18 protein-coding genes and 1 tRNA gene are annotated in these 21,701 nt (G+C 39.9%); 17 read left to right on the top strand and 2 right to left on the bottom strand.

The annotated features are described in order from the left end of the window. Nucleotides 1–209: 209 nt before the first annotated feature. From GTQ34_RS04440 to GTQ34_RS04430, 3 genes are all read left to right on the top strand, one after another. Nucleotides 210–285, top strand: a tRNA-His gene (locus GTQ34_RS04440). Nucleotides 286–605: 320 nt separating this feature from the next. Continuing rightward, nucleotides 606–1,718 carry an AAA family ATPase gene (locus tag GTQ34_RS04435; protein WP_166522541.1) on the top strand — a complete coding sequence of 371 codons (1,113 nt, stop codon included), beginning with the start codon at nt 606–608 and terminating at the stop codon, nt 1,716–1,718. A gap of 2 nt (nt 1,719–1,720) precedes the next feature. Further along, nucleotides 1,721–4,048, top strand: a complete 2,328-nt coding sequence (locus tag GTQ34_RS04430) for a S8 family peptidase (RefSeq protein WP_166522540.1) — start codon at nt 1,721–1,723, stop codon at nt 4,046–4,048. A 305-nt stretch (nt 4,049–4,353) separates the two neighbouring features. Here the strand turns inward: GTQ34_RS04430 and GTQ34_RS04425 are convergent, their stop codons facing one another. Then, nucleotides 4,354–5,910, bottom strand: coding sequence for a M28 family peptidase (locus tag GTQ34_RS04425; RefSeq protein WP_166522539.1), 1,557 nt, complete (start codon nt 5,908–5,910; stop codon nt 4,354–4,356). A gap of 208 nt (nt 5,911–6,118) precedes the next feature. Here GTQ34_RS04425 and GTQ34_RS04420 point away from each other — a divergent pair, with 208 nt between their 5' ends. Together GTQ34_RS04420 and GTQ34_RS04415 are read left to right on the top strand one after the other, a co-directional pair. Further along, entirely contained in the window at nt 6,119–7,375 is a 1,257-nt protein-coding gene (locus tag GTQ34_RS04420) for an NAD(P)/FAD-dependent oxidoreductase (RefSeq protein ID WP_166522538.1), read from the top strand. A gap of 84 nt (nt 7,376–7,459) precedes the next feature. Beyond that, nucleotides 7,460–8,386: a hypothetical protein gene (locus GTQ34_RS04415; RefSeq protein WP_166522537.1), complete on the top strand. Its 927-nt coding sequence runs from the start codon at nt 7,460–7,462 to the stop codon at nt 8,384–8,386. Nucleotides 8,387–8,399: 13 nt separating this feature from the next. Here the strand turns inward: GTQ34_RS04415 and GTQ34_RS04410 are convergent, their stop codons facing one another. Then, entirely contained in the window at nt 8,400–9,044 is a 645-nt protein-coding gene (locus GTQ34_RS04410) for an alpha/beta hydrolase (protein WP_166522536.1), read from the bottom strand. Nucleotides 9,045–9,105: 61 nt separating this feature from the next. Between GTQ34_RS04410 and GTQ34_RS04405 the strand changes: the two genes are divergently transcribed. From GTQ34_RS04405 to GTQ34_RS04350, 12 genes are all read left to right on the top strand, one after another. Continuing rightward, nucleotides 9,106–9,528, top strand: coding sequence for a hotdog fold thioesterase (locus tag GTQ34_RS04405; RefSeq protein WP_166522535.1), 423 nt, complete (start codon nt 9,106–9,108; stop codon nt 9,526–9,528). Beyond that, nucleotides 9,509–10,570 (top strand): chorismate-binding protein, encoded by a 1,062-nt coding sequence (locus tag GTQ34_RS04400; RefSeq protein ID WP_166522534.1) that lies wholly within the window; start codon nt 9,509–9,511, stop codon nt 10,568–10,570. Before GTQ34_RS04405 ends, GTQ34_RS04400 begins: the two co-directional genes overlap by 20 nt. Nucleotides 10,571–10,621: 51 nt before the next feature. After that, the gene (gene menD, locus GTQ34_RS04395; protein ID WP_166522533.1) at nt 10,622–12,358 is read left to right on the top strand and encodes a 2-succinyl-5-enolpyruvyl-6-hydroxy-3-cyclohexene-1-carboxylic-acid synthase; all 1,737 of its coding nucleotides are present in this window, start codon (nt 10,622–10,624) and stop codon (nt 12,356–12,358) included. A 34-nt stretch (nt 12,359–12,392) separates the two neighbouring features. After that, on the top strand, nt 12,393–12,734 hold the full coding sequence (locus GTQ34_RS04390; protein ID WP_166522532.1) for a DUF2853 family protein: 342 nt from the start codon (nt 12,393–12,395) through the stop codon (nt 12,732–12,734). Between the two features lie 75 nt (nt 12,735–12,809). Then, nucleotides 12,810–13,640, top strand: a complete 831-nt coding sequence (locus GTQ34_RS04385; protein ID WP_166522531.1) for a CvfB family protein — start codon at nt 12,810–12,812, stop codon at nt 13,638–13,640. Nucleotides 13,641–13,769: 129 nt separating this feature from the next. Beyond that, the gene (locus GTQ34_RS04380) at nt 13,770–14,369 is read left to right on the top strand and encodes an SPOR domain-containing protein (protein WP_166522530.1); all 600 of its coding nucleotides are present in this window, start codon (nt 13,770–13,772) and stop codon (nt 14,367–14,369) included. 1 nt (nt 14,370) lies between these two features. After that, the gene (menA, locus tag GTQ34_RS04375) at nt 14,371–15,279 is read left to right on the top strand and encodes a 1,4-dihydroxy-2-naphthoate octaprenyltransferase (protein WP_166522529.1); all 909 of its coding nucleotides are present in this window, start codon (nt 14,371–14,373) and stop codon (nt 15,277–15,279) included. Between the two features lie 33 nt (nt 15,280–15,312). Next, nucleotides 15,313–16,068: a LytR/AlgR family response regulator transcription factor gene (locus tag GTQ34_RS04370; protein ID WP_166522528.1), complete on the top strand. Its 756-nt coding sequence runs from the start codon at nt 15,313–15,315 to the stop codon at nt 16,066–16,068. A 557-nt stretch (nt 16,069–16,625) separates the two neighbouring features. Beyond that, the gene (locus GTQ34_RS04365; RefSeq protein ID WP_166522770.1) at nt 16,626–18,587 is read left to right on the top strand and encodes a sensor histidine kinase; all 1,962 of its coding nucleotides are present in this window, start codon (nt 16,626–16,628) and stop codon (nt 18,585–18,587) included. Between the two features lie 64 nt (nt 18,588–18,651). Further along, nucleotides 18,652–19,704, top strand: a complete 1,053-nt coding sequence (locus tag GTQ34_RS04360) for an o-succinylbenzoate synthase (protein WP_166522527.1) — start codon at nt 18,652–18,654, stop codon at nt 19,702–19,704. After that, nucleotides 19,695–20,633: a CPBP family intramembrane glutamic endopeptidase gene (locus GTQ34_RS04355; protein WP_166522526.1), complete on the top strand. Its 939-nt coding sequence runs from the start codon at nt 19,695–19,697 to the stop codon at nt 20,631–20,633. The genes GTQ34_RS04360 and GTQ34_RS04355 overlap by 10 nt, the downstream gene beginning before the upstream one ends. Next, nucleotides 20,611–21,681, top strand: a complete 1,071-nt coding sequence (locus GTQ34_RS04350; RefSeq protein WP_166522525.1) for an AMP-binding protein — start codon at nt 20,611–20,613, stop codon at nt 21,679–21,681. Before GTQ34_RS04355 ends, GTQ34_RS04350 begins: the two co-directional genes overlap by 23 nt. Nucleotides 21,682–21,701 lie beyond the last annotated feature (20 nt).

The following is a 21,701-nucleotide window of genomic DNA, read 5'->3' as shown; positions in this document are numbered from 1 at the left end:
TGAAACTCAAAATATTGTGTGTTTTATCTGACAAAATGTGCATTTCGTCGAATTTTTGCCCCCAATAGCTCTTTGTGGAGTGTTTAGCTACGAATTGAGCAAATAATCACATGGTTGCAGACATTGTTTTTTGAAACTGGGGCATATCTAAATTTTGATTTCTTTTGGTTGAATCAATACAAAAAAGTATTTTTGCATCCGTTTTATATGGTGGTTGTAGCTCAGTTGGTTAGAGCGCTGGATTGTGGTTCCAGAGGTCGCCGGTTCGAACCCGGTCTTCCACCCAAAATGCGCGTATCCCCAGTAAACACTGGGGTTTTTTTGTGCCCAAAAACCTCTAGTTCCTCTTAAATTTTAACAGTATTTTCTTATGCGAGTATGTAAACGAGTATGTTCAAAGATTTTCTTGATTGCTGGAAAAGAATGTAACTAAATATGTGAATATTTTTTCGGAGGATTTCAAAAGCCTATTAATTAGATGATTACGCAACAAACATTAGTTTAGTTTTAAAATATAACATTAAAAACTAAACAAAAATGTGTGTATATACTAATAAATATGATATATTCGTTGTACAGTTATAACACATAAACTCAAAATTAGCTTGAAACCATCAGTAAAAAAGAACATTGTAGATTTAGTTCATGCGGGATTAACGGGTGAATCTAAGAGAGTAGAATTGGCTGCTATCAGCTTGGCAAGAAACCTAAAAAAAGAGAATCCTGAAATTTCAACAGATATTAACAAAGCCATTAGTTCTTTCTCTTTGTCTGGGGCATCAGCAATAAGAAATGCAGGAAGGGCTCCTTTACCGATAGATTCGGATACTCAATTACATATGGCAAATATTTTGGAGCCTAATAAATCTATTTATTTAGCGCCAGTTTTAGATAATTCTATTAACAAAAGGATTTCTTCTTTCTTGGAAGAAAGGAATAAAATAGAATTACTGTTAGAGAAAAACATAAGGCCATCCACTAGTATTCTTTTAACCGGGCAACCAGGAACGGGAAAAACAATGTTGGCAAAATATATCGCATCTGAACTCGACAAAAACTTAATTGTTCTTGACCTTTCTGCAAGTATGTCCAGCCTGATGGGCAAAACAGGGGCAAACCTTAAGAAAGTTTTGCAATACGCCAAGCAAAACGCTTCGGTATTGTTATTTGACGAATTTGATGCGATTGCAAAGAAAAGAGATGATAGCACAGATTTGGGAGAGATAAAGAGGGTAGTCAATATTTTGCTCATGGAACTTGAAGAGTGGCCAGTTTCATCTGTTTTTATTGGCACTAGTAATCATCCAGAACTGTTAGACAAAGCGGTTTGGCGAAGATTTGATCATACCATTTCAATACCGCTACCTGGGCTCCCTGAGAGAATTAGGATACTTCAAAATGAGCTTTCAAATTTTCTAGTCGAATCAAAAATTGATGATTCTATAGTTCAACTGATTGCCGAAATCTTCGAAGGAAAAAGTGCAGCAGACATTTGTAAGTACGCTAATAATGTTAAGAGGAGAAATGTATTGAGGGAAGAAAAACCCTTGAATTCAATGTTTGAGGAAATGGAAGGTCTAATTGAAAGCAAAAAAGCCAAAGCAAAATTTTGTTCCTCTGCAAAAAAAATTCTTGGAAGTAATATTACAGTACGTGACCTGGCAGAAATAACTGGTCTAAGTCCTGCTGGGGTTCAATACCATATTCAAAAAGCATAAGCATGAGCGAAAATAGAAGAAGACCAATTTTATATAATGGTGAAATTTACAGCAGATCCGTCGTAAAGAGTTCAGGAGGAGGTGAAAAGTTTTATCCCTTATCTTATGATGAGGCAAGATTTAACTTACTCAATGACATTGAGAAGACTCAGGATTTAGTAAGTGGGATGTCGGCGAAGTCACGACTTCCTAATGAGATAATCTTGAGCATGACCTTGCAACCGGAATTTTCTGCTAAGTCATATTATCCTGAAAACTTGTTTGATTTAGACTCATTCAAATTTGGAATACAAGAAGTGGGTTCCCGAATCTGGAGAGAAAGGAAAGAAAGTGGCAGGGCTGATGATTCAACTAAGTTTTCTAAAATGTTTTTTTTAAGAGCCACCGAGGAAAGCTTCAAAAAATTAAAAGCTCATTTGAACAAAAGTACCGTGGTTTTAAATAAGGGCTTTATACAGGATGTGAGAAAAATATCAAACTTAGGCATCCTACCAGATTCGGAGCAAATCCAAGGAATCGAAGAGGATTGGAAGGAGGGTAGGTTGGAAGCGGTCTTGCATCCCTTTTACATTGACAGGCATCTATCACTAAATCATTTCTTAAATACGGTAGGAGAATTTGGGGTAAATACGAATAATATAAAATATAAGCAGTACGAAAGCGGTGTGACATTCATCAGTTTTAATGGAACAAGAGAGATGTTAGGTGCGATAACAGGATATAATCCCTTAAGGGTGGTACATCCGTTGCAATTGAGAGATTTACCCAGTGTTGAAAGGGGAATATCTGTAAACGGGGGCTTTGAACCTCCCATTTTCTCTAAAAAATCTACTACCACCATTGGCGTAATAGATGGAGGTTTAGATATGAAAAATCCTTTTGTAAAAAATTATTCTGACTATGAATTTGTGGTTTCAGGGAGTGCTATTGAGAGTATGGTTGATCATGGAACCCAGGTTACCGGTACGGTTTTGTACGGTCCTCTTAATAACTTTTCAACAGGAGACCGATTACCAGAGCCTACAGTTTCTGTAAGAAACTTTGGAGTACTGTCTTCAACCACTGACTTACCAGACTTATACGAAGCTATTGATGCAATAGAGAGAATTGTTCCAGCAAATCCGGATATTGATGTTTACAATTTAAGCATAGGACCTAAGGGACCTATACTTGATGATAATATTAGTCGATTTACATACGCATGTGATAAGCTCAGTTATGATTATGACAAATTATTTTGTGTGGCTGTAGGAAATGATGGTCATGTAAAAGGATATGAAAGAATACAAGCACCCTCAGATTCGGTAAACGGTCTTGCGGTTGGAGCGTATACTAGGGATATGGGCAACCCCGTTAGGGCTTCATACAGTAGTATTGGACCTGGACGTGAAGGATGTAAGATGAAACCGGATGTTTTGGCATTTGGAGGTTGCGATAATCACCCAATTCACTTAATATCGTCAGAAAAAAACAAGAAAATCTTAGGTGCTGGTACTAGTTTTTCAACTCCAATAGTTTCTTCAACAGCGGCGAGCCTTATATCTCAATCGGAAAGTGTTATCAATCCGCTAACAGCCAAGTCGCTGATAATACACTCCTCAATCGCTCCTAGCGGAACTGGTCATAGTCAGGAGATGGGGCATGGAATATTGCAGGATAGAATTGAGGATATAGTTTCCTGTGAGGAAAACTCCTATACCTTAATCTATAAGGGAGAAATAAAACAAGGTAAGTACGCTCAATTTGAACTTCCATGGGACGACAGCATTGTTCAGGGTAAAGCACACTTTCAATGGACAGTAGCCGTAATGACAGAGGTAGATCAATTAAGCTCGGATGATTATACTTCTTCATCCGTTGAAGTTACTTTTTATCCTAACTCGGACAAATATCTGTTCACTAATACAAACAATACAAAAATTGATGGGGTTCTGAAAAGAACAGAGACGGTGGATATTGTAGCAAACCCCGACAGAGCAAAACTGCTTGTTCAACATGGTTGGACCCAGGCAAATTTTCCTAAAACAGATTCTCCTACCTCATCGTTTAGAACGGAAAGCGAACTGAGGGATGACCTAAAATGGGATAGTTTAGATACCAGGGAATATAGAAAGATGGCTAAAAACGTAAAAAAACCTTTCTTTCACATTCATGCTTTGTCCAGAGGTAGCAGGACAAGCAATCCAATGGTTAAGTTTGCAATGATTTTTAGCGTAAAAACCCCTAAGGCAGAAATAGATTTGTACGCAAATGTACTTAGCAATTACTCGGCTCTGATTCCCTTACAGTTGCGAGTTGAAAGTCAAGTTGACGTCCGTTCCTCTACTTAAGTCGACAAATAAGCTCCGAATATTCTGGACAGAAAAAAATCACTATTTTTCGGATAGGATGACCTTAAAAAAAAGCATCTCATTTTATGTTGGAAAGTGAGTATGTAAGCGAGTATGTAAACGAGTATGTAAACTATAAAATAGGCCAGATGAAAAAACTTAGTTCGCTGAAATGCAGCGAGTTAAAAAATGCCCTTTTTGCCGTATTAAATTGTGGTTCCAGAGGTCGCCGGTTCGAACCCGGTCTTCCACCCCAAAAAAGCCCACTTTAAGCAAGTGGGCTTTTTTATTTTTGGTGTTTCGTTTTATTTAGTAGCCTTATCCACCACTACCTTGTTTTCCCTATTGGCCACTTCCCATGCCGTATGGAAAATAAGCCGAGTACGATTTTGCAAGAGGTCATAATTTATTTTATCCGGAGTGTCACTAGGACGGTGATAATCATCATGGGTTCCATTGAAATAAAAAATGATGGGAATGTTGTTTTTGGCGAAATTATAGTGATCACTTCGATAGTAAAAGCGGTTTGGATCGTTCTCATCGTTATATGTGTAGTCCAATTCCAGATTGGCATATTTTTGGTTGACTTCCTCAGAAAGTTCATGAAGTTCGGTGCTTAATTTATCAGATCCAATAAGGTAAACATAATTTCGGTCTCCATCACGTTTTGGGTCTATTCTACCAATCATATCGATATTAAGATTTGCCACTGTTCGCGATAACGGCAAAACAGGGTTAATATCGGTATAGTACCTGGAACCCAACAAACCTTTTTCTTCTCCTGTCACATGCAAAAAAACAATGGATCGCTTTGGTCCCTCCCCAGCTTCGGCGGCCTTTTTGAAAGCTTCGGCTATCTCAAGAAGCGCAACACTACCAGATCCATCATCATCAGCACCATTGTTGATTTTTCCATCGGCGGTAATACCAATATGATCTAAATGCGAGGATACTACCACATATTCGTTGGGTTTTTCAGTGCCTTTGAGCACTGCAACCACATTTTCAGAGTCTACTTGGTCGTTGCCACTGGTAATGGCCAATTTCACATCAGCAGCAATCGATTTTGGCATATGGTCCGTATCGATGTCATTTTTTAAGCTCATGGCTGATTGTTCATTTAGCAATATCACATAGTTGTCATTGCTATCCTCAGCCAGCTGCATTTTACCGCTGTTATTGGTTTTCATATACTCAAAATACCTTTTAAATCTAGGGAAATTTGTGGTGTCGTAATACAAAACCCCTTTTGCACCTTTGGCTGCGGCCAATTCCGTTTTCTTTTGCATAGCTTCAGACATGTTGCTCCAAACCGATTTTTCAGGAGTACCGGATATACTATAGTTACCATTTTGATCGATAGGTTCTCCTGCTTTAATCAATACCAACTTTCCAGAGACATCCAAACTGCCATAGTCAGAATAAGTACCTTCCTCAATTCCATATCCGACATAAACGATTTCTTGGAATTCTCCTTCGGCTGCGGAAAAAGTTAGGATATCTTCACCTAACGAAAAGGTGTCGTCGCCAATCATCATATTCCCTTCAGGCACCTTGGACACTTCCAAAGGAACTTTTTGAAAATAATCACCATCCTCTTTTGCAGCAGGAATACCAAGAGCTTCATATTGTGATTTCAGATATTCCACTGCCTTTTTCTGTCCTGGTTTACCAGTTTCCCTACCTTCAAAGTCGTCGGAAGCATAGACATATAGATGGTCCTTCAGCTCTTCCTCAGTGATGGTTTGGGCATAGGTTACTGGATCAATTGACTTTGGACCTTGGGCTTTTTCGGAAACGGTCTTCTGTGACGTGTTGCAGGAAAGGGCAAGTCCCAGGGCGAGTATTGCAATCTGCTTCATGGATTTGATGTTTTTTATGAAATTTTCCAAAAGTAGTCAAAACCTCATTAAAGAAATGATGGTTAGCTGATTAACTTATATCCTTTGCATAAATTTTTAAACTCAAAAATAAAATTTTCAATTCAGTTGGTTTTGAATACGGAATGCGTGCTAACTTTGGTGGCTTGGATTACAAATTGGAATTATAATTGGATTTTAATTCATTCCTATGGCGAACAGCAAGCATGTTGTAGTGATTGGTGGTGGCATCATGGGGCTTTCCGCAGCTTACTTTTTGCAAAAGGAAGGCCATAAGGTTACCGTGGTTGACAAATCGGAGATTAATGCTGGTGCTTCATTTGTGAATGCGGGCTACATCACACCAAGCCATATTGTTCCCCTAGCGGCACCCGGGATGATCAGCACAGGATTGAAATACATGTTCAATTCATCCAGCCCGTTTTATATGAAGCCCAGATTGGATATGGATTTTATAAAATGGGCTTGGTACTTTAAAAAATCATCGACACGGGCCAAGGTAGAAAGGGCAATGCCCATAATCAGGGATATCAACTTGTTGAGTCGGGAACTTTATGAGGGGATGAAGACGTCCGGTGAACTGGGTGATTTCCATATTGAAAAGAAGGGTTTGCTCATGGTCTATAAAACTGAAAAATCGCGAGACCATGAGCTTTCTGTCGCAGAAAAAGCCAAGAATATGGGATTGGAAGTTCAGCTTTTGGATGCGGAAGGGCTTAGCAAGATGGAGCCCAACGTGGAATTTGATGCCCTGGGAGCCATACATTATGAATGTGATAGGCATACCACGCCAGGACAATTCATGGAAAAGATGCTCAGCTACCTCCAAGAACAAGGAGTTGTTATAAAGAAGGGGGAAAGTGTTGTGGATTTTAAAACACAGGGGTCAAAATTAACAAGCCTTACGACCAACAAAGCACAATACCATCCGGATGAAGTGATTATTGCAGCAGGTTCATGGAGTTCCCAGTTGCTAAAAAAGTTAAACTTGAAATTGCCGCTTCAGGCAGGCAAGGGGTATCGCATCAATATGGAGGCACCGACAGGGATTTCCATGCCCGCAATTCTAATGGAGTCCAAAATGGCTGTCACACCTATGCAAGGCTTCACCCGTTTTGCGGGAACCATGGAGTTTTCCGGTATAAACCATCACATTAGAAAAGAAAGGGTAGAGGCCATTGCCAAAGGGGCAGAAAGTTATTATAGGGGGCTTAGGATTCCTGTAGAAGATAAAAAAAACGCGCGTTGCGGATTGCGTCCGGTTACGCCAGACGGTCTTCCTTATATTGGCAGGCCCAAAGTCTTTAAAAATGTGGTTATTGCAACAGGACACGCCATGATGGGGTGGAGTTTGGGCCCAGCGACCGGTAAATTAGTGACCGAAGTGATTTCCGATAAAAGAACCACTTTGGATTTAACCCCGTTTAATCCGGAACGAAAGTTTTAAGAAAACATCAGCACGCAGTAAAATTTTGGGCACGATGTGTGCTTTAAATTTTTTAGTTGCCTCAATTCCAACTAATTTTGCGGTATGATGAAAAACTACGTCCCAATACTTCTCATCTTATTTTTGTTTGTATTTCCGCTTCGTTCGCAGGAGGTTCGAATCTTAACAGTTTCTGACTACGACCTAAATGGAAAGGTTAAAACTTGTTTGGTAATCACGGATTATGGCCGGGAGTTGTTTGAATTCAATGAAACAGGACTGCTAACCAAAACCGTAACACAATACAACGAATCCGACCAGGATATCACCCTATATAAATATAAAGGAGGAGAGCTTGTTGAGAAGCGGATGGAAAGTTATAAGAACAACGTGTTGGACGAGGCAACTTCCATGGCCAACTTTTATACCCTCGATACCATACCGCGGCGAAGAATCGTGGAAAAAATAATTTCATACGATAAGGATTTTTTGGAACAGCAAGAATATCAATACAACGATTTTGGACAACTTACCAAAATTGTAACTTCAAGTGCAGGTGGTGTGGATGAAACTACTTTTGAGTATACCCCCTACAAGGATGAGTTAACCAAAAGCATCTTCAATAATGGCATATTGGAAAAATCGGTGCGAACTTCTCAAAGAAAAACAAAGGATAGGCTTCAAAAAGTGTTGTTGACAAAAGAATTTATCGATGGCGAGCCAAATACAGCCCAAGAAGAGATTTTTGATGACAACGATAATCTAATATCCAAGGAGTTGTTTTTGTATGATCTGGCCACAAAGAAATTTGCGTCCCAAAACAAGCAGTTGCATTATTACTCAGAAGGAGTACTGCAAAAAGTAGTTACCGAAACTGCCACGACCAAGTCAGTGGAGGAATATATTTTTCAATTTGACAGCAGTCCAGCCAAAAATTGGGTTAAACAGATTATCACGCCCGGCAATTCCTATACTACGCGAGTAATCAATTATTATCCAGAGGATAAAGTTGCTGAAACCCCGAACAACTAGCCCTTACAGTATTTTAAATAAGCGTGGGAATGAGCTCAGATTTCATTTCATGCCCCCCTTCAAAGGTTATAATCTCTGCCTTCCCTTGAAAGAGTCGTCGAATCTTAGGTTTCTCTGTTTTTAACCTTTCAGGATTAAGATACGAGTCTTGATTTCCGTAAATAATTTTTACCGAAGTGTGTTCATAGTCCAGAAAATCGAAATCAACCTCGGTCAACTCATTGGGAATGCCTCCAGCATACAATAACAATGCCTTACACCGTATTCTGTTGTGTACCATCCAGCGCGTTGCAATAGACACCCCTTGTGAAAATCCAAAAAGAATCAGATTGGCCTCCGCAGGAATTTTTTCAGCCTGAAAAACCGCATCAATATAATTGAGCACATTTTTGATTTCCATTTGGGTATTCTCTTTCGTTAACCAACTGGCCCCAACATATTTATATTCATTTTTGAGGTAGTATTTAGAGGATGCTTGCGGGATGACCACATAATTTTCTGTGGGATCAAGAGCATCGAAATACTTAGCAAAATATTTGGCCAAATAGCCTATGCCATGAAAAACCAGCCAAACATTTTTTGTTGTTGGTGCAAGTTCATTCTTGGTCAAATAGATGTTTTGTGCAGAGTAGACGACAGTCTTTTCTTTTGATGTCATAAAGTTTTCTTAGCGTAATATGATTGCCATGGGTTTGTGTAATTTTACAAAAAATTGAAGGATGGACGCACACAAAGAGAAAATTCTGTCGGTCTGCAACCAAATCTGCAAGGGGACATTGATGGAGACCCTGGACATTGATTATATCGACGTAGGGGAGAACTTCTTATTGGCCCGTATGCCGGTAACACCCAAGGTACATCAACCCGATGGCGTATTACACGGAGGGGCCTCCGTTGCATTGGCTGAAAGTGTGGGCAGTGCGGCCTCCTATATTTTTTTGGACGGAAAACAGTTTTTTGTGCGAGGCATTGAAATCTCGGCGAATCATGTAAAATCCATTAGTGAGGGTTATGTGTATGCCCGAGCATCCATGTTGCACAAGGGCAGAACCACCCAACTGTGGGAAATAAAGATTACCAACGAGGAAGGACATTTGATCTCCAATTGCAAATTGACCACCATTGCATTACCCAGAACATAACCCATTAGGTAAGTTTTTCAACAAAATGGCCACTTCTTTTGAAAAGGGACTCCCGTTTTCATGTTATCGAAAACCTGGTGAGAAAGAAATTAGGTCCATTTACCAGCATAATGATGCGCTAAATAGGGCCGTCACCTTCAAAGAAAGGGGATTTGTCTTTGCTCCTTTTGACCTTGAAAAAGGTGCTGTCCTCGTTCAACCTGATGATGTTCAAACCATTAGTTTGGACACTTTGGCGACCCCAGCAAAGGAAAAGGTGCATGAAGGCGAATCAGGAAAACTACAGCATATTAACTTGGTGGAACAGGGAATCAGCGAGATTAGAAAAGGTCATTTGGAGAAAGTGGTCCTGTCACGAAGAATTTCGGTGGAAAGGTCAAAAGGCCCTATTGATATTTTTTATACCCTTTTAAGTCTTTACCCGCAGGCTTTTTGTTACCTGTTTTATCATCCAAAGGTGGGAACCTGGTGTGGGGCAACACCCGAGACCTTGGTTCAAATAAGCAATAATACTATGAAGACCATGTCCTTAGCTGCAACCATGCCCTATCAAGAGCACAAGGAACCGGAATGGGGCAGTAAGGAAATTGAGGAGCAACAATTGGTTTCTGATTACATTAGAGTAAAATTGCAACCCCTAATGGAAAAACTCAAGGTGGGAGATGCAAAGTCTACAAGAGCAGGCAACTTATGGCACCTTAAATCGAAGGTAAAAGGCACATTGCTGCCCGAGACCGATATAGGTGAAATAATTACCTCGTTGCATCCGACCCCGGCCGTTTGTGGAATTCCTGTATCGGCAGCAAACACTTTTATTAAAAAACATGAAGGCTATGATAGGGGTTTTTATACCGGTTTCTTGGGCGAACTCAATCTGGAGAAAGAAAAAGAGATATCACTTTTCGTCAATCTTCGATGTATGGAGTTGCATCCAAATAGTGCTTTCATCTTTGTGGGAGGGGGAATTACGGCAGCCTCTGACCCCGAAAGCGAATGGACCGAGACGCAAAATAAAAGTCTGACTATGTTCAATGTGCTGTAAACTGATGCTTTTAATTGGCGGAATATCTTTTGGGATGTATTTTTGTGCTCCATGATGTATTCATCCATTCCCTCGGCCCAAACATTGGTCCTTTTTTTTCAATCCAAAGGAGCAAAGCATATTGTCATTTCTCCCGGGTCTAGAAATGCTCCACTTACGCTTGGTTTTACCAAAAATCCATATTTCAACTGCTATAGCATTGTGGATGAACGTTGTGCTGGTTTCTTTGCTCTGGGCATGGCCCAACAACTACAAGAACCAGTAGCGGTAGTTTGTACTTCTGGAAGCGCACTTTTAAACTATTATCCAGCAGTTGCCGAGGCTTTTTATAGTGATATTCCACTGATTGTGGTCTCTGCTGACAGACCAAGCTATCGAATTGATATTGGCGACGGACAGACCATTCGACAGGAAAACGTTTTGGAGAAGCACATAGGATACGCTGCCAATTTGAAACAGGATATTTCCCATGCACCCGAAGTGCTGACCAAATTTGGCCCAAAACTACTGGGTAAAACCCAAGAAGAAATACAGGCATATAATGAAGAGCAGTTAGCTAAGGCACTTCATGTTGCCATTCAAGAAAAATCGCCGGTTCACATCAACATTCCTTTTGAAGAACCTTTATATGGAACGGTTGATTCACCTACTGTGGAAATATCTTTGACTGTGGACGAACCAAAACGGGTCAGTGAACCGCAAAACTGGAATCAACTGGCTGAACAGTGGGAAAAAAGTAGCAAAGTGATGGTTTTGGTCGGGGTAAATGCCCCCAATTCCATGGAAAAAGAAGTGTTGGAAGTTTTGGCAGAAAATGGTGCAACTTTGGTTTTCACCGAGACCACTTCCAACCTCTATCATCCGGATTTCTTTCCCAGTATCGATAGCGTCATTGCCCCCATAGAGAAATCTTCGGACAAAGAAAAACTTTTTAAATCACTTCAACCCGATTTATTGGTCACCTTTGGTGGAATGATAGTCTCAAAAAAAATCAAGGCATTTCTACGGGAGTATCGTCCTAAGGAGCATTGGCATATTGATCCCAAAAAGGCCTATGACACTTTTTTTTGTTTGACAAGGCACATTAAGATGCACCCCAATGACTTTTTCAAGGCAATTGGATTGTCTTCAACCACAAAAAATACCTACCGTAATTACTGGGAAACGGTCAAGAAAAAATACGAGAAAAGTAGGGAGGCATATCTAAATCAAATATCGTTTTCGGATTTTCTGGTTTTTGATAGGGTTATTAGGTCAATCCCTGAACAATTTCAAGTACATCTTGCAAACAGCTCTACTGTCCGCTATGCCCAATTGTTTCAAATGGACAAATCATTAAAAGTGTTTTCCAATCGGGGGACTAGTGGTATAGATGGAAGTACATCCACAGCGCTAGGGGGCGCGGTACATGCTGAGCACCCTACTTTACTGATAACGGGTGACCTCAGTTTTTTTTACGACAGCAATGCTTTATGGAACAACCACATACGGAATGATTTTAGAATCATTGTCGTTAACAATACGGGTGGTGGAATTTTTAGGATACTTCCGGGCAAAGAAGACACCAAGGAGTTTTCTACCTACTTTGAAACCAACCACAATCTCAATGCAAAGCACTTGGCGCAAATGTATGGTTTTGGATATCAAAACGTTTCCAGTGATGAAAAATTGAAAACAAGTTTGAAAGACTTCTATTCGCCATCTGAAAAACCACAGATTCTGGAGATTTTCACCCCTCGCAAAGTAAATAATAAAATTTTGCTCAGCTATTTCGATTTCATATCTTAGAGCGTATTAGACAACCACAAGAACACTAATTGTTATGAGCAAACGAGATGAATTGATTGAGAAATATGCAGCCGATATTAAAGATAAGTTTGGCGAAACGCCCGACATGGATCTGTTGACCAAGGTCGCCATAGGACTGGGACCGGCTATTTATAATTCAGATTCATCAAAGGTTTCCGGTTCCGATGAGAAGGAGCTAAACACGGTTAAGAACAATTTTTTAATAAGAAAGTTGGGGCTTTCAGACGGTCCAAGCCTGTTGGATGCCATAAACAAGGTGATCGACAGGTACGGAAGGTCCGATAAGAATAAGTACCGTGCAGTTATCTATTACATGCTGGCCAAGCATTTTGGAAAAGAATCTATATATAATTGAATGCTACGTATCTTTTGGAATACCCTCCCTAGGGGCGGTTTTTTTTATAGCTAGCTTTGTCTTCATTTACAACATATGATCGAACTGGGAAACTATAACAAGCTGAAAGTAATCAGAAGCACTAGTGTCGGTGTTTTTCTGAGTGATGACGAAGATACCGAGGTGCTACTGCCGAACAAATACGTTCCAGAGGATATCCAGCTCGATATGGAATTGGAGGTTTTCTGCTATTTGGATCACAGTGAACGGCCCATAGCAACTACGTTAAAACCCAAAATTGTTCGTAATGGATATGCATTTTTAGAGGTGGCACAGGTCTCTGACCATGGAGCGTTTATGGATTGGGGTTTAGAAAAACACCTGTTGGTCCCTTTTCGGGAACAGGCCATAAAAATGGAAGAAGGAAAAAAATATGTGGTACATTGTTATTTGGATGAAAAGTCGTTTCGACTGACAGGCTCTTCAAGAATCAACAAGTTTCTTTCCAATGAGGAAGCTTCCTACGAAGTCAATGCCGAAGTGGACCTCTTGGTAAGTCGTAAAACACCATTGGGCTGGGAAGTCATTATTAACAATGAGCATAAGGGGTTGTTGTTTTCCAGCGATGTGTACGCTCCAGTGGAAGTTGGGATGGAACTAAAAGGCTACATCAAAAATTGTAGGGAGGACCATAAAATCGATGTCTCTTTGCAACCCATTGGCGCTAAAATGCTGGAGCCAACTGCAAACCTAATTCTGGAGAAATTGAATGAGAACAATGGTTTTTTGCCCTTGCATGACAAGTCTTCACCGGAAGAAATAAAAAGAACGTTACAGCTTAGCAAAAAAGCTTTTAAAAAAGGCGTAGGTGTTTTGTATAGGGAGCGTAAAATTGAAATCAAAGATGATGGCATCCAGAAATTATAGCCTTAAACCCTAGAATTGAGCATATAAGGTTTTTTTCTTTCACTAAAAACTTTACTTTTGTAATACACTACAATAACCCACTGACAACTATGCGCTTGGCATAGTCTGTTCACAAATACATAAGATTATATGCCTTTTATTGAAGAAAGCGATTTGTTGGACCTGCATAAGGATATAGACAAGGCCCAAATAATCAATGAAAGACTTTTAGATCAAATCAAGTTCAAAAACAAAGATTTACGCCGATTAAAGTTGCAACGAAATGTTTTGATGGGAATCACGGGGCTCTTCTTAATCGGAGTTTTGGCCATAACGTCGTTTACCGCAGGCCTAAGTAGCAAAAAGTCCTTTGAAAATCAAAATAATCTATTGGTTTCCATAGATAGTTTGGATGCCATAAAAACCAGGATCGATAATCTTAAGACGCAAAACGAGGAGTTGAGCTTGGTTAGGGAGTTTTATTTGGCCAAAGCATTTTTGGACAAGGAGAAAATTTATTCGGTTCAAGTAAAGTCCTTTGTGGATAACAACGTAACCCTGGCCTCTGAAGCCCTTACTAATACACTCTTTGTAAAGACAAATCCTTTTTATGCCTATTCCCTAGGAAATTTTGAAACCTTGGATGAAGCACAGTCTTTTAGAAAACAGTTGGTTTCCATGGGATTCAAAGATGCTTTTGTAGCCTCCTATAAAGATGGGAAGCGCATAAAAATTGAAGACCCGTACTAATTTGGGATCATTTAAAATTTGGGTACAAGCAGCCAGACTGCGTACTCTTCCACTATCACTTTCTGGAATTATTGTCGGCACCGGACTTGCCATTAAACAAGGTTTTTTCGATGTTGGAATTTTTGTGTTGGCCCTTTTGACCACGGTGGGCTTTCAAATAACTTCCAATTTTGCCAATGATTATGGCGATGGCGTTAAAGGGACGGATAATGAGGACAGAATTGGGCCTGCACGAGTGCTCCAAAGTGGCCTTCTTTCTCGAAGCGCTCTTAAAAAGGGCATTTTAATTTCCATTGGCCTAACGTTGGCCATAGCTATCATATTACTTTATAGAGCTTTCGGAAAAGATGATTTTTTGTTCTTCACACTCTTTTTGGTGCTAGGGATCCTTAGCATTTGGGCGGCCATTCGGTATACCGTTGGTTCCAATGCGTACGGTTATATCGGATTGGGGGATTTATTCGTATTTCTGTTCTTTGGATTGCTTGGCGTATTGGGCAGTATGTTTTTATATACCAGGTCGATGCATGCGAGTGCGCTGTTGCCCGCAATTTCAATTGGGCTGTTATGTGTGGGGGTGTTGAATTTAAATAACCTCAGGGATGTCCATTCCGACAAAAAACATGGTAAGAACACCTTGGTGGTCAAAATGGGATTTAAAAATGGCAAGTTATATCACTTTGCTTTGATTTCCCTAGCCTTGGTTTGTTTTGTTGCCTATACTTGGATTGAAAAAGTGGAACTGCTTAATTCCTATTATTTGTTGGCATTTTTCCCCATTATTTTACATCTGCGCACGGTAATGATGACAGACGTACCCAAAGCCCTTGATGGCGAACTAAAAAAATTGGCCCTCAGCACTTTTTTACTATCCTTGCTATACTGCTTAGCAGTTAATATTTTTTTGTAATTTTGAGATACAACCCACTAAACTTTAGACAATTTGGAACATCCGATTAAAATATTGATTGTAGAGGACAACGTGATCATTGCTGATGATATGCAATCCATGTTGGAGGAAATCGGTTATGAGATTGTAGACAATGTAATTGTATACGAACAGGCCGTTGACGTGTTGAAGAACAATCATATTGATTTGGTTCTTATCGACATTATATTGGCTTCGGACAAAACTGGTATCGATCTTGGAAAACACATAAGGGCAAACTATAACATCCCATTCATTTTTGTTACCTCCAACTCGGACAGAGCTACTGTTGAGAATGCAAAAACCGTAAAACCTGATGGTTATCTCGTAAAACCGTTTGAGCAGCAAGACTTGTACACTTCTATTGAAATTGCATTATCCAATTTCAATTACAACTCAAAGATGAAAGGTAAACAAGATGAAACTGATGTAGCGGACGGTATAACATCCAACTCCGTACTAAAGGATTCAATTTTTGTTAAAAAACAACACCTGTATTATAGAATTCAATTTGAGGATATTCAGTTCATTAAAGCGGACAATGTGTATCTTGAAGTCAATACAGTGGATAAGAAGTTCTTGGTAAGGTCTCCCTTAAAGGACTATTTGGAAAAATTGCCAAGGAACAAATTCTATCGGGCACATAAGTCCTACATTGTAAATGTAGACCATATTGATGCCATTAATTCCAAGGATATTATGATCAATAATAACTTGATTCCAATTTCCAAAGACTTCAAAGAATTCATAATCTCATCCATGAACAGTTGATGGGTTTAATTCTGTTCAACGCAAAATGAACGTCCTTTCGAGGGCGTTTTTTATTTTAAACAGCTTTAGTGAGACGGACACCACAACTATTTGAAGCTTCACAACAATAATTTCATGGGAGAAAGGTAGTACTGTAGTTTAGCTGTGTAATTGATTCAGAAAGTAATTTTTTCATTTTCATATAGTGTTCTCGTAAAAGGGTCTTGTTAATAAACAAGGCCTTTTTCGTTTGTTCTGGTTCAGGTATCTTGTAAAACTCCATAAAATACACAAAACATCGACCAATGGTACTTTGGCATACAGCATGTTTACTTTCACAACAGAAATCGAGGGTTTCACAACAATACACGTTAAGTCTTTCTTAATGGATTTAATTTTGACAACAATATAACGTTCTTTATATACCCCATACGTTGACAATAATGCATAATTAATAAGGCATTGTTCAGCATTAGATTGCGCAATGTTACATTCAGCAGAAAGGGGCTATTACATAGTAAAGGGCACAAATAAATAATAGCATTTCAAAACTTTTGAATGTACTATCAGGTAAATTAATGGAACGTTACGCCAGACTTTTCTTAGTATTGCTTTGTACCATATTTGTACAAGTTGCCGTTGCGCAGGTACTTGATGGCGATGAACAAAACTCCTTGGACGACTTTCAATCCATGCAGGGTGCTCCCGAGCGGTTTGAGGTGTTTTTTGGTTCTGTTAATCGATACAACACCAATTCAGCTTATGATTGGTTGGATACGGTAAAAGTATACCTATCCAATGCCGAAAAGACCAAGGATACATTTGCAGTTCGCTTGTACAAAGTAATGCAGGCCCAATTATATAATGATTTGGGTGAGTTTGACAAAAGTACCGCTTTGGCCAAAGAGTTGCACTCAGAGCTGGACTCCCTTGATTCCGATTCAAGAAAAATTGTGCTTAATGTTTTGGATAACAACTATGCCAATCTTCAGTTGTTCGACAAACAAATCGAAATAAGGAAACAAAAAAGGGAAATGGGCATCACCGAGAATGTTGCCTTTTATGACATTTACAGTAACCTGGGATTGTACAGGAAAGCTAGAAACCAGTACATCATGGAGGTCAAGCCTACTATAGCAGACAATGATTCCTACGGATTGGCCAAATATCACGGTAAAGTTGGAAACTATTTGCGACTGGACAACTCCGCACCAACTGCGCTGAGTGAATTAAAAAAGGCCAAAGCTTATCTTGACGTCTATCTCAATGATATCTCTAAACCAAAATCGGAACAGCAACTCTTTGAGAGCGACTTGCTCAAAGCGGAGATAGAAGGAAATATCGCCAAATGCCATGTGATGCTCGGAGAATACGAAGAGGCCATTCCTTTGTTGGAAAATAGTATAGAAGTTTTGGATAATTCCCCAAAGAACATCCATCAAAACGAGGTGGTGGAAAACACACTGTATTTGGCTGATGCCAATCTTCAGTTGGAGAACTTCAGGGCCGCGAAGCAAAAATTGGATATCGAGTTTGATAATATCACTGTGCTGCACAGCATCAAAAGAAATAGCCTGTTGGCGGAATTCTACGATAAGGTGGAGAATTACAGGAATGCTGCAACCTATTACAAAAGAAACGAACGTATCAAGGATTCCCTGGCGCAAAAACAATCAGCATTGATAAAACAACAATTGGTCACTATTGTTGCCAATGAAGACTTGGAAAACTCCCAACGGTTGATTGATGAGCAAAAACGAATCAATGAATTGGCCCGGAGTGAAATGAAGGCTAAGGATGAACGGATTAATTTGGTGTTCATATCCCTCATCTTCACACTACTCGGTTTTGCAGGATTGGTTTACGCATACTTAAAGAGTATCAAAAACCAAAGATTGATTGCTGAGCAAAAACATATTATCGAGAATGCTCTTATCGAGAAAGATTCCTTGTTGAAAGAAATTCATCATAGGGTAAAGAATAATCTCCAAATGGTGTCCAGTTTATTGAGTCTTCAAACCAAAAATACGCGAAGCAAATCGGCAATAGAAGCGTTGGAAGAAGGAAAGAGTAGAGTAAAGGCCATGGCGCTTATTCACCAAAAGCTTTACCAGAACGACGATTTATCAGTCATTGAGATGCAGGGCTACATAGAAAGTCTGATTAACAGTGTGCAATCGGTTTACAAAAAAGGGGGACACAATATCAACATTACAATAGACGCAGAAGGAACTGAACTGGATATTGACCGGGCCATTCCATTCGGTTTGATTTTGAATGAATTGGTTTCCAACTCCTTTAAATATGCATTTCCAGAAAACGATGATGATGGAAAAATCTATATCCATTTACGAAAAAATGGTGACCAAGGCTATTTTGAGTATACGGACAATGGCGTTGGATTGCCAGAAGACACAGACCATCATACCCATTCTTCCATGGGCATCCGCTTGATAAACCGACTGGTAAACCAATTGCAATCCAAACTGAACATCGACAAAAACGTGGATGGAGTTCGCTTTTGGTTCAATTTCAGTTAATCTCTAAAATCCATCTTAAATCTTTATCATTTTGGGTTCAAAAAGTTAACTTTGAGTCCATTGAATGAAAGCTAGCTACTCCAAGTATAATCTCAATTTTAAAGTTCCCAGTGGCACTTCGCGTGGCGTGCTCACCCGTAAAGAAACTTGGTTTTTGATACTGGAGGAGAACGGTAGGTATGGAATAGGTGAGTGTGGCATATTACGGGGCCTTAGTATTGATGATGTGCCCGAATATGAGCAACGCCTTGCCTGGACCTGTGGACAGATTGAAAAGGGAGAAACAGCGCTCCTGAAAAAATTGAATTCCTTCCCTTCCATTCAGTTTGGTGTGGAGCAAGCATTTCTGTCTTTGCACTCAGAGGATACTTTTACACTTTTCCCTTCAGATTTTACCAAAAAAGAAGCTCCTATACCCATAAACGGGTTAATTTGGATGGGGGATGAGGCGTTTATGCTTTCCCAGTTGGAGCAGAAATTAAGGGATGGTTTCACATGTATCAAAATGAAGATTGGAGCCATAGACTTTCAAAAAGAACTATCCATCCTAAAAACGATTAGGTCTCAATTTGGTCCTAATCAGATTGAGCTCAGGGTCGATGCCAACGGTGCTTTTGGCGCTGAGGAAGCACATATCAAATTGAAGCAATTATCCGAGTTTCAGATTCATTCCATTGAACAGCCCATTAAGTCCCAGCAATGGGAAAGTATGGCCAATCTTTGTGCAAATACTCCTTTGCCCATTGCCTTGGATGAAGAATTGATTGGGATAAGCCAAGCAGCCGAAAAGGAAAGATTGCTGCAAACCATAAAACCACAATTCATTATTTTAAAGCCCAGTCTGGTGGGAGGGTACGCCCATTGCAATGAATGGATAAACCTGGCTGAAAACAATAACATCGGTTGGTGGGTCACCAGTGCTCTTGAGAGTAATATCGGTCTAAATGCCATTGCACAGTGGACCTACACGCTAAACAGCGCCATGCCACAAGGTTTGGGAACGGGCGGTCTGTTCACCAACAATTTTGAATGCCCCTTGGAAGTTGAACACGGAAATTTATATTATCGCACTTACAAAGAATGGAATACAACTTTAATTGAAAATATATGTACATAGAACAAGGATATAAGGGCAACATTGGCCTTTGGAAATATGCGGTTATCCCGTGGGCTTTTATAGCATTTATGGCCCTCAACTACATTGCAACCATAAACTCTCCAGTAAGCGTGGAGGATACAATGGCCCAAATAATAGAAAAGCTTGGCTCCAATTTGGTCTTGATCATATTGTTGATACCCCTAGCATTTGGTTTGATAGTGGTTTTGCTTTGGACCTATATCGTGCATCACCAATCAATTACTTCCCTCACCACTTCCCGCAAGCGGATTGATTGGAAACGGGTGTTTTTTGCATTTGCATTTTGGGGTGGCATTACTGTTTTGCTTACAGGAATCGACATCTACTTATCTCCTGATGATTATGTGCTCAATTTTGATGTCCCTAAGTTCTTTGTACTGCTTTTAATTGCCGTGATATTAATTCCCATGCAGACCAGTTTTGAAGAGTATCTTTTTCGCGGACACATGATGCAGGGACTTGGTATTTGGGCCAGAAACCGCTGGGTGCCTTTGGTGGTTACATCTGTTTTGTTTGGGTTGATGCATATCGCGAATCCCGAAGTGGAGAAATTGGGCTTGGGAATAATGGTATACTATGTGGGAACAGGCTTTTTTCTGGCCATTTTAACGTTGATGGACGAGGGCTTGGAGCTGGCACTCGGTTTTCATGCGGCCAACAATCTTATAACGGCCCTTTTGGTCACGGCAGATTGGACGGCCTTTCAAACCCATTCCATTTATCGCGATGTTTCAGAACCGGGACTGGGATGGGACGTACTTATACCAGTGCTCGTAATTTACCCGTTGCTTCTGCTATTTTTTTCAAGAAAATATGGTTGGAAGAATTGGAAGGAAAAATTATTTGGAAAAGTAATGGCCCAACAAGAATTTACAGCACTTCAAGATGAGCAGCCCCATTTGGCTTAACCTACATTACGATTTCAGGCTCAATGGTATTCAATATAGTGCCGAGGATTTGGGTGAAGTAGGCTACAGCCTTATAAAAGAAGGAGAGCCTTTTGAAGTTTCCATGGGTGAATTCTTTTTGGATTGGATATCGCCAAAGGAGGAATTAAGCGTTTCCACATCAGGCTCCACAGGCAAGCCCAAAACGATTATGATTAGAAAGGAATGGATGATCAATTCCGCCAGGGCTACTGGAAACTATTTCAACCTAGAATCTGGAGATAAAGCCCTTCTATGTCTTCCTTGCACCAGTATAGCTGGCAAAATGATGTTGGTGCGTGCAATGGTTCTGGGGTTACATCTGGACTATGTGGAACCTACCGCCAATCCTCTCGAATTTCAACAAAAAACATATGACTTTGTGGCAATGGTCCCCCTACAGGTTAAAAACGCCTTGGAGAAGCTGTCCAAAGTAAAAAAATTGATAATAGGCGGAGCTCCTATGAGCGAAGGCCTAAAGAAAGAGCTGCAAAAAGCTTCTGGTAAAGTGTATGAAACCTATGGCATGACGGAGACCGTTAGTCACATAGCCATAAGAGACTTAAATCAAAACAAGCATTATTTTCAGGCATTGCCCAATGTAAAATTTTCACAAGATGAAAGGGGATGTTTGGTAATTCATGCCCCAAAACTTACCCATCAACAGGTAGAAACAAATGATTTGGTAGAACTTATCGATGAAACCCGTTTCATCTGGTTGGGCAGACATGATGGTATCATCAATTCGGGAGGTATCAAACTGATTCCAGAACAGATTGAGCAAAAACTGGCATTGGTTATACCTTCACGATTTTTTATTAGCGGACTTCCAGATGAAAATTTGGGAGAACGTTTGGTGTTAGTGGTTGAAAACATAAAATGCGACAAGGTAAAGCTCATGGAGCAAATAAAACGATTGAAGGGGTTGGATAAATATGAGGTGCCCAGAGAAATTATTTGCCTTGAGACCTTTGCTGAAACCACAACAGGAAAAATTCAGCGCGATAAAACCTTGGCCCTAATAGTATGAGTTTGTAACTTTCCTGAATA

The organism is Flagellimonas ochracea, from assembly GCF_009903685.1.
GTDB classification, from domain to species: Bacteria; Bacteroidota; Bacteroidia; order Flavobacteriales; family Flavobacteriaceae; genus Flagellimonas; species Flagellimonas ochracea.
Note: the sequence above shows the minus strand (reverse complement) of the source record. Positions and strands in the feature narration are given on the sequence as shown.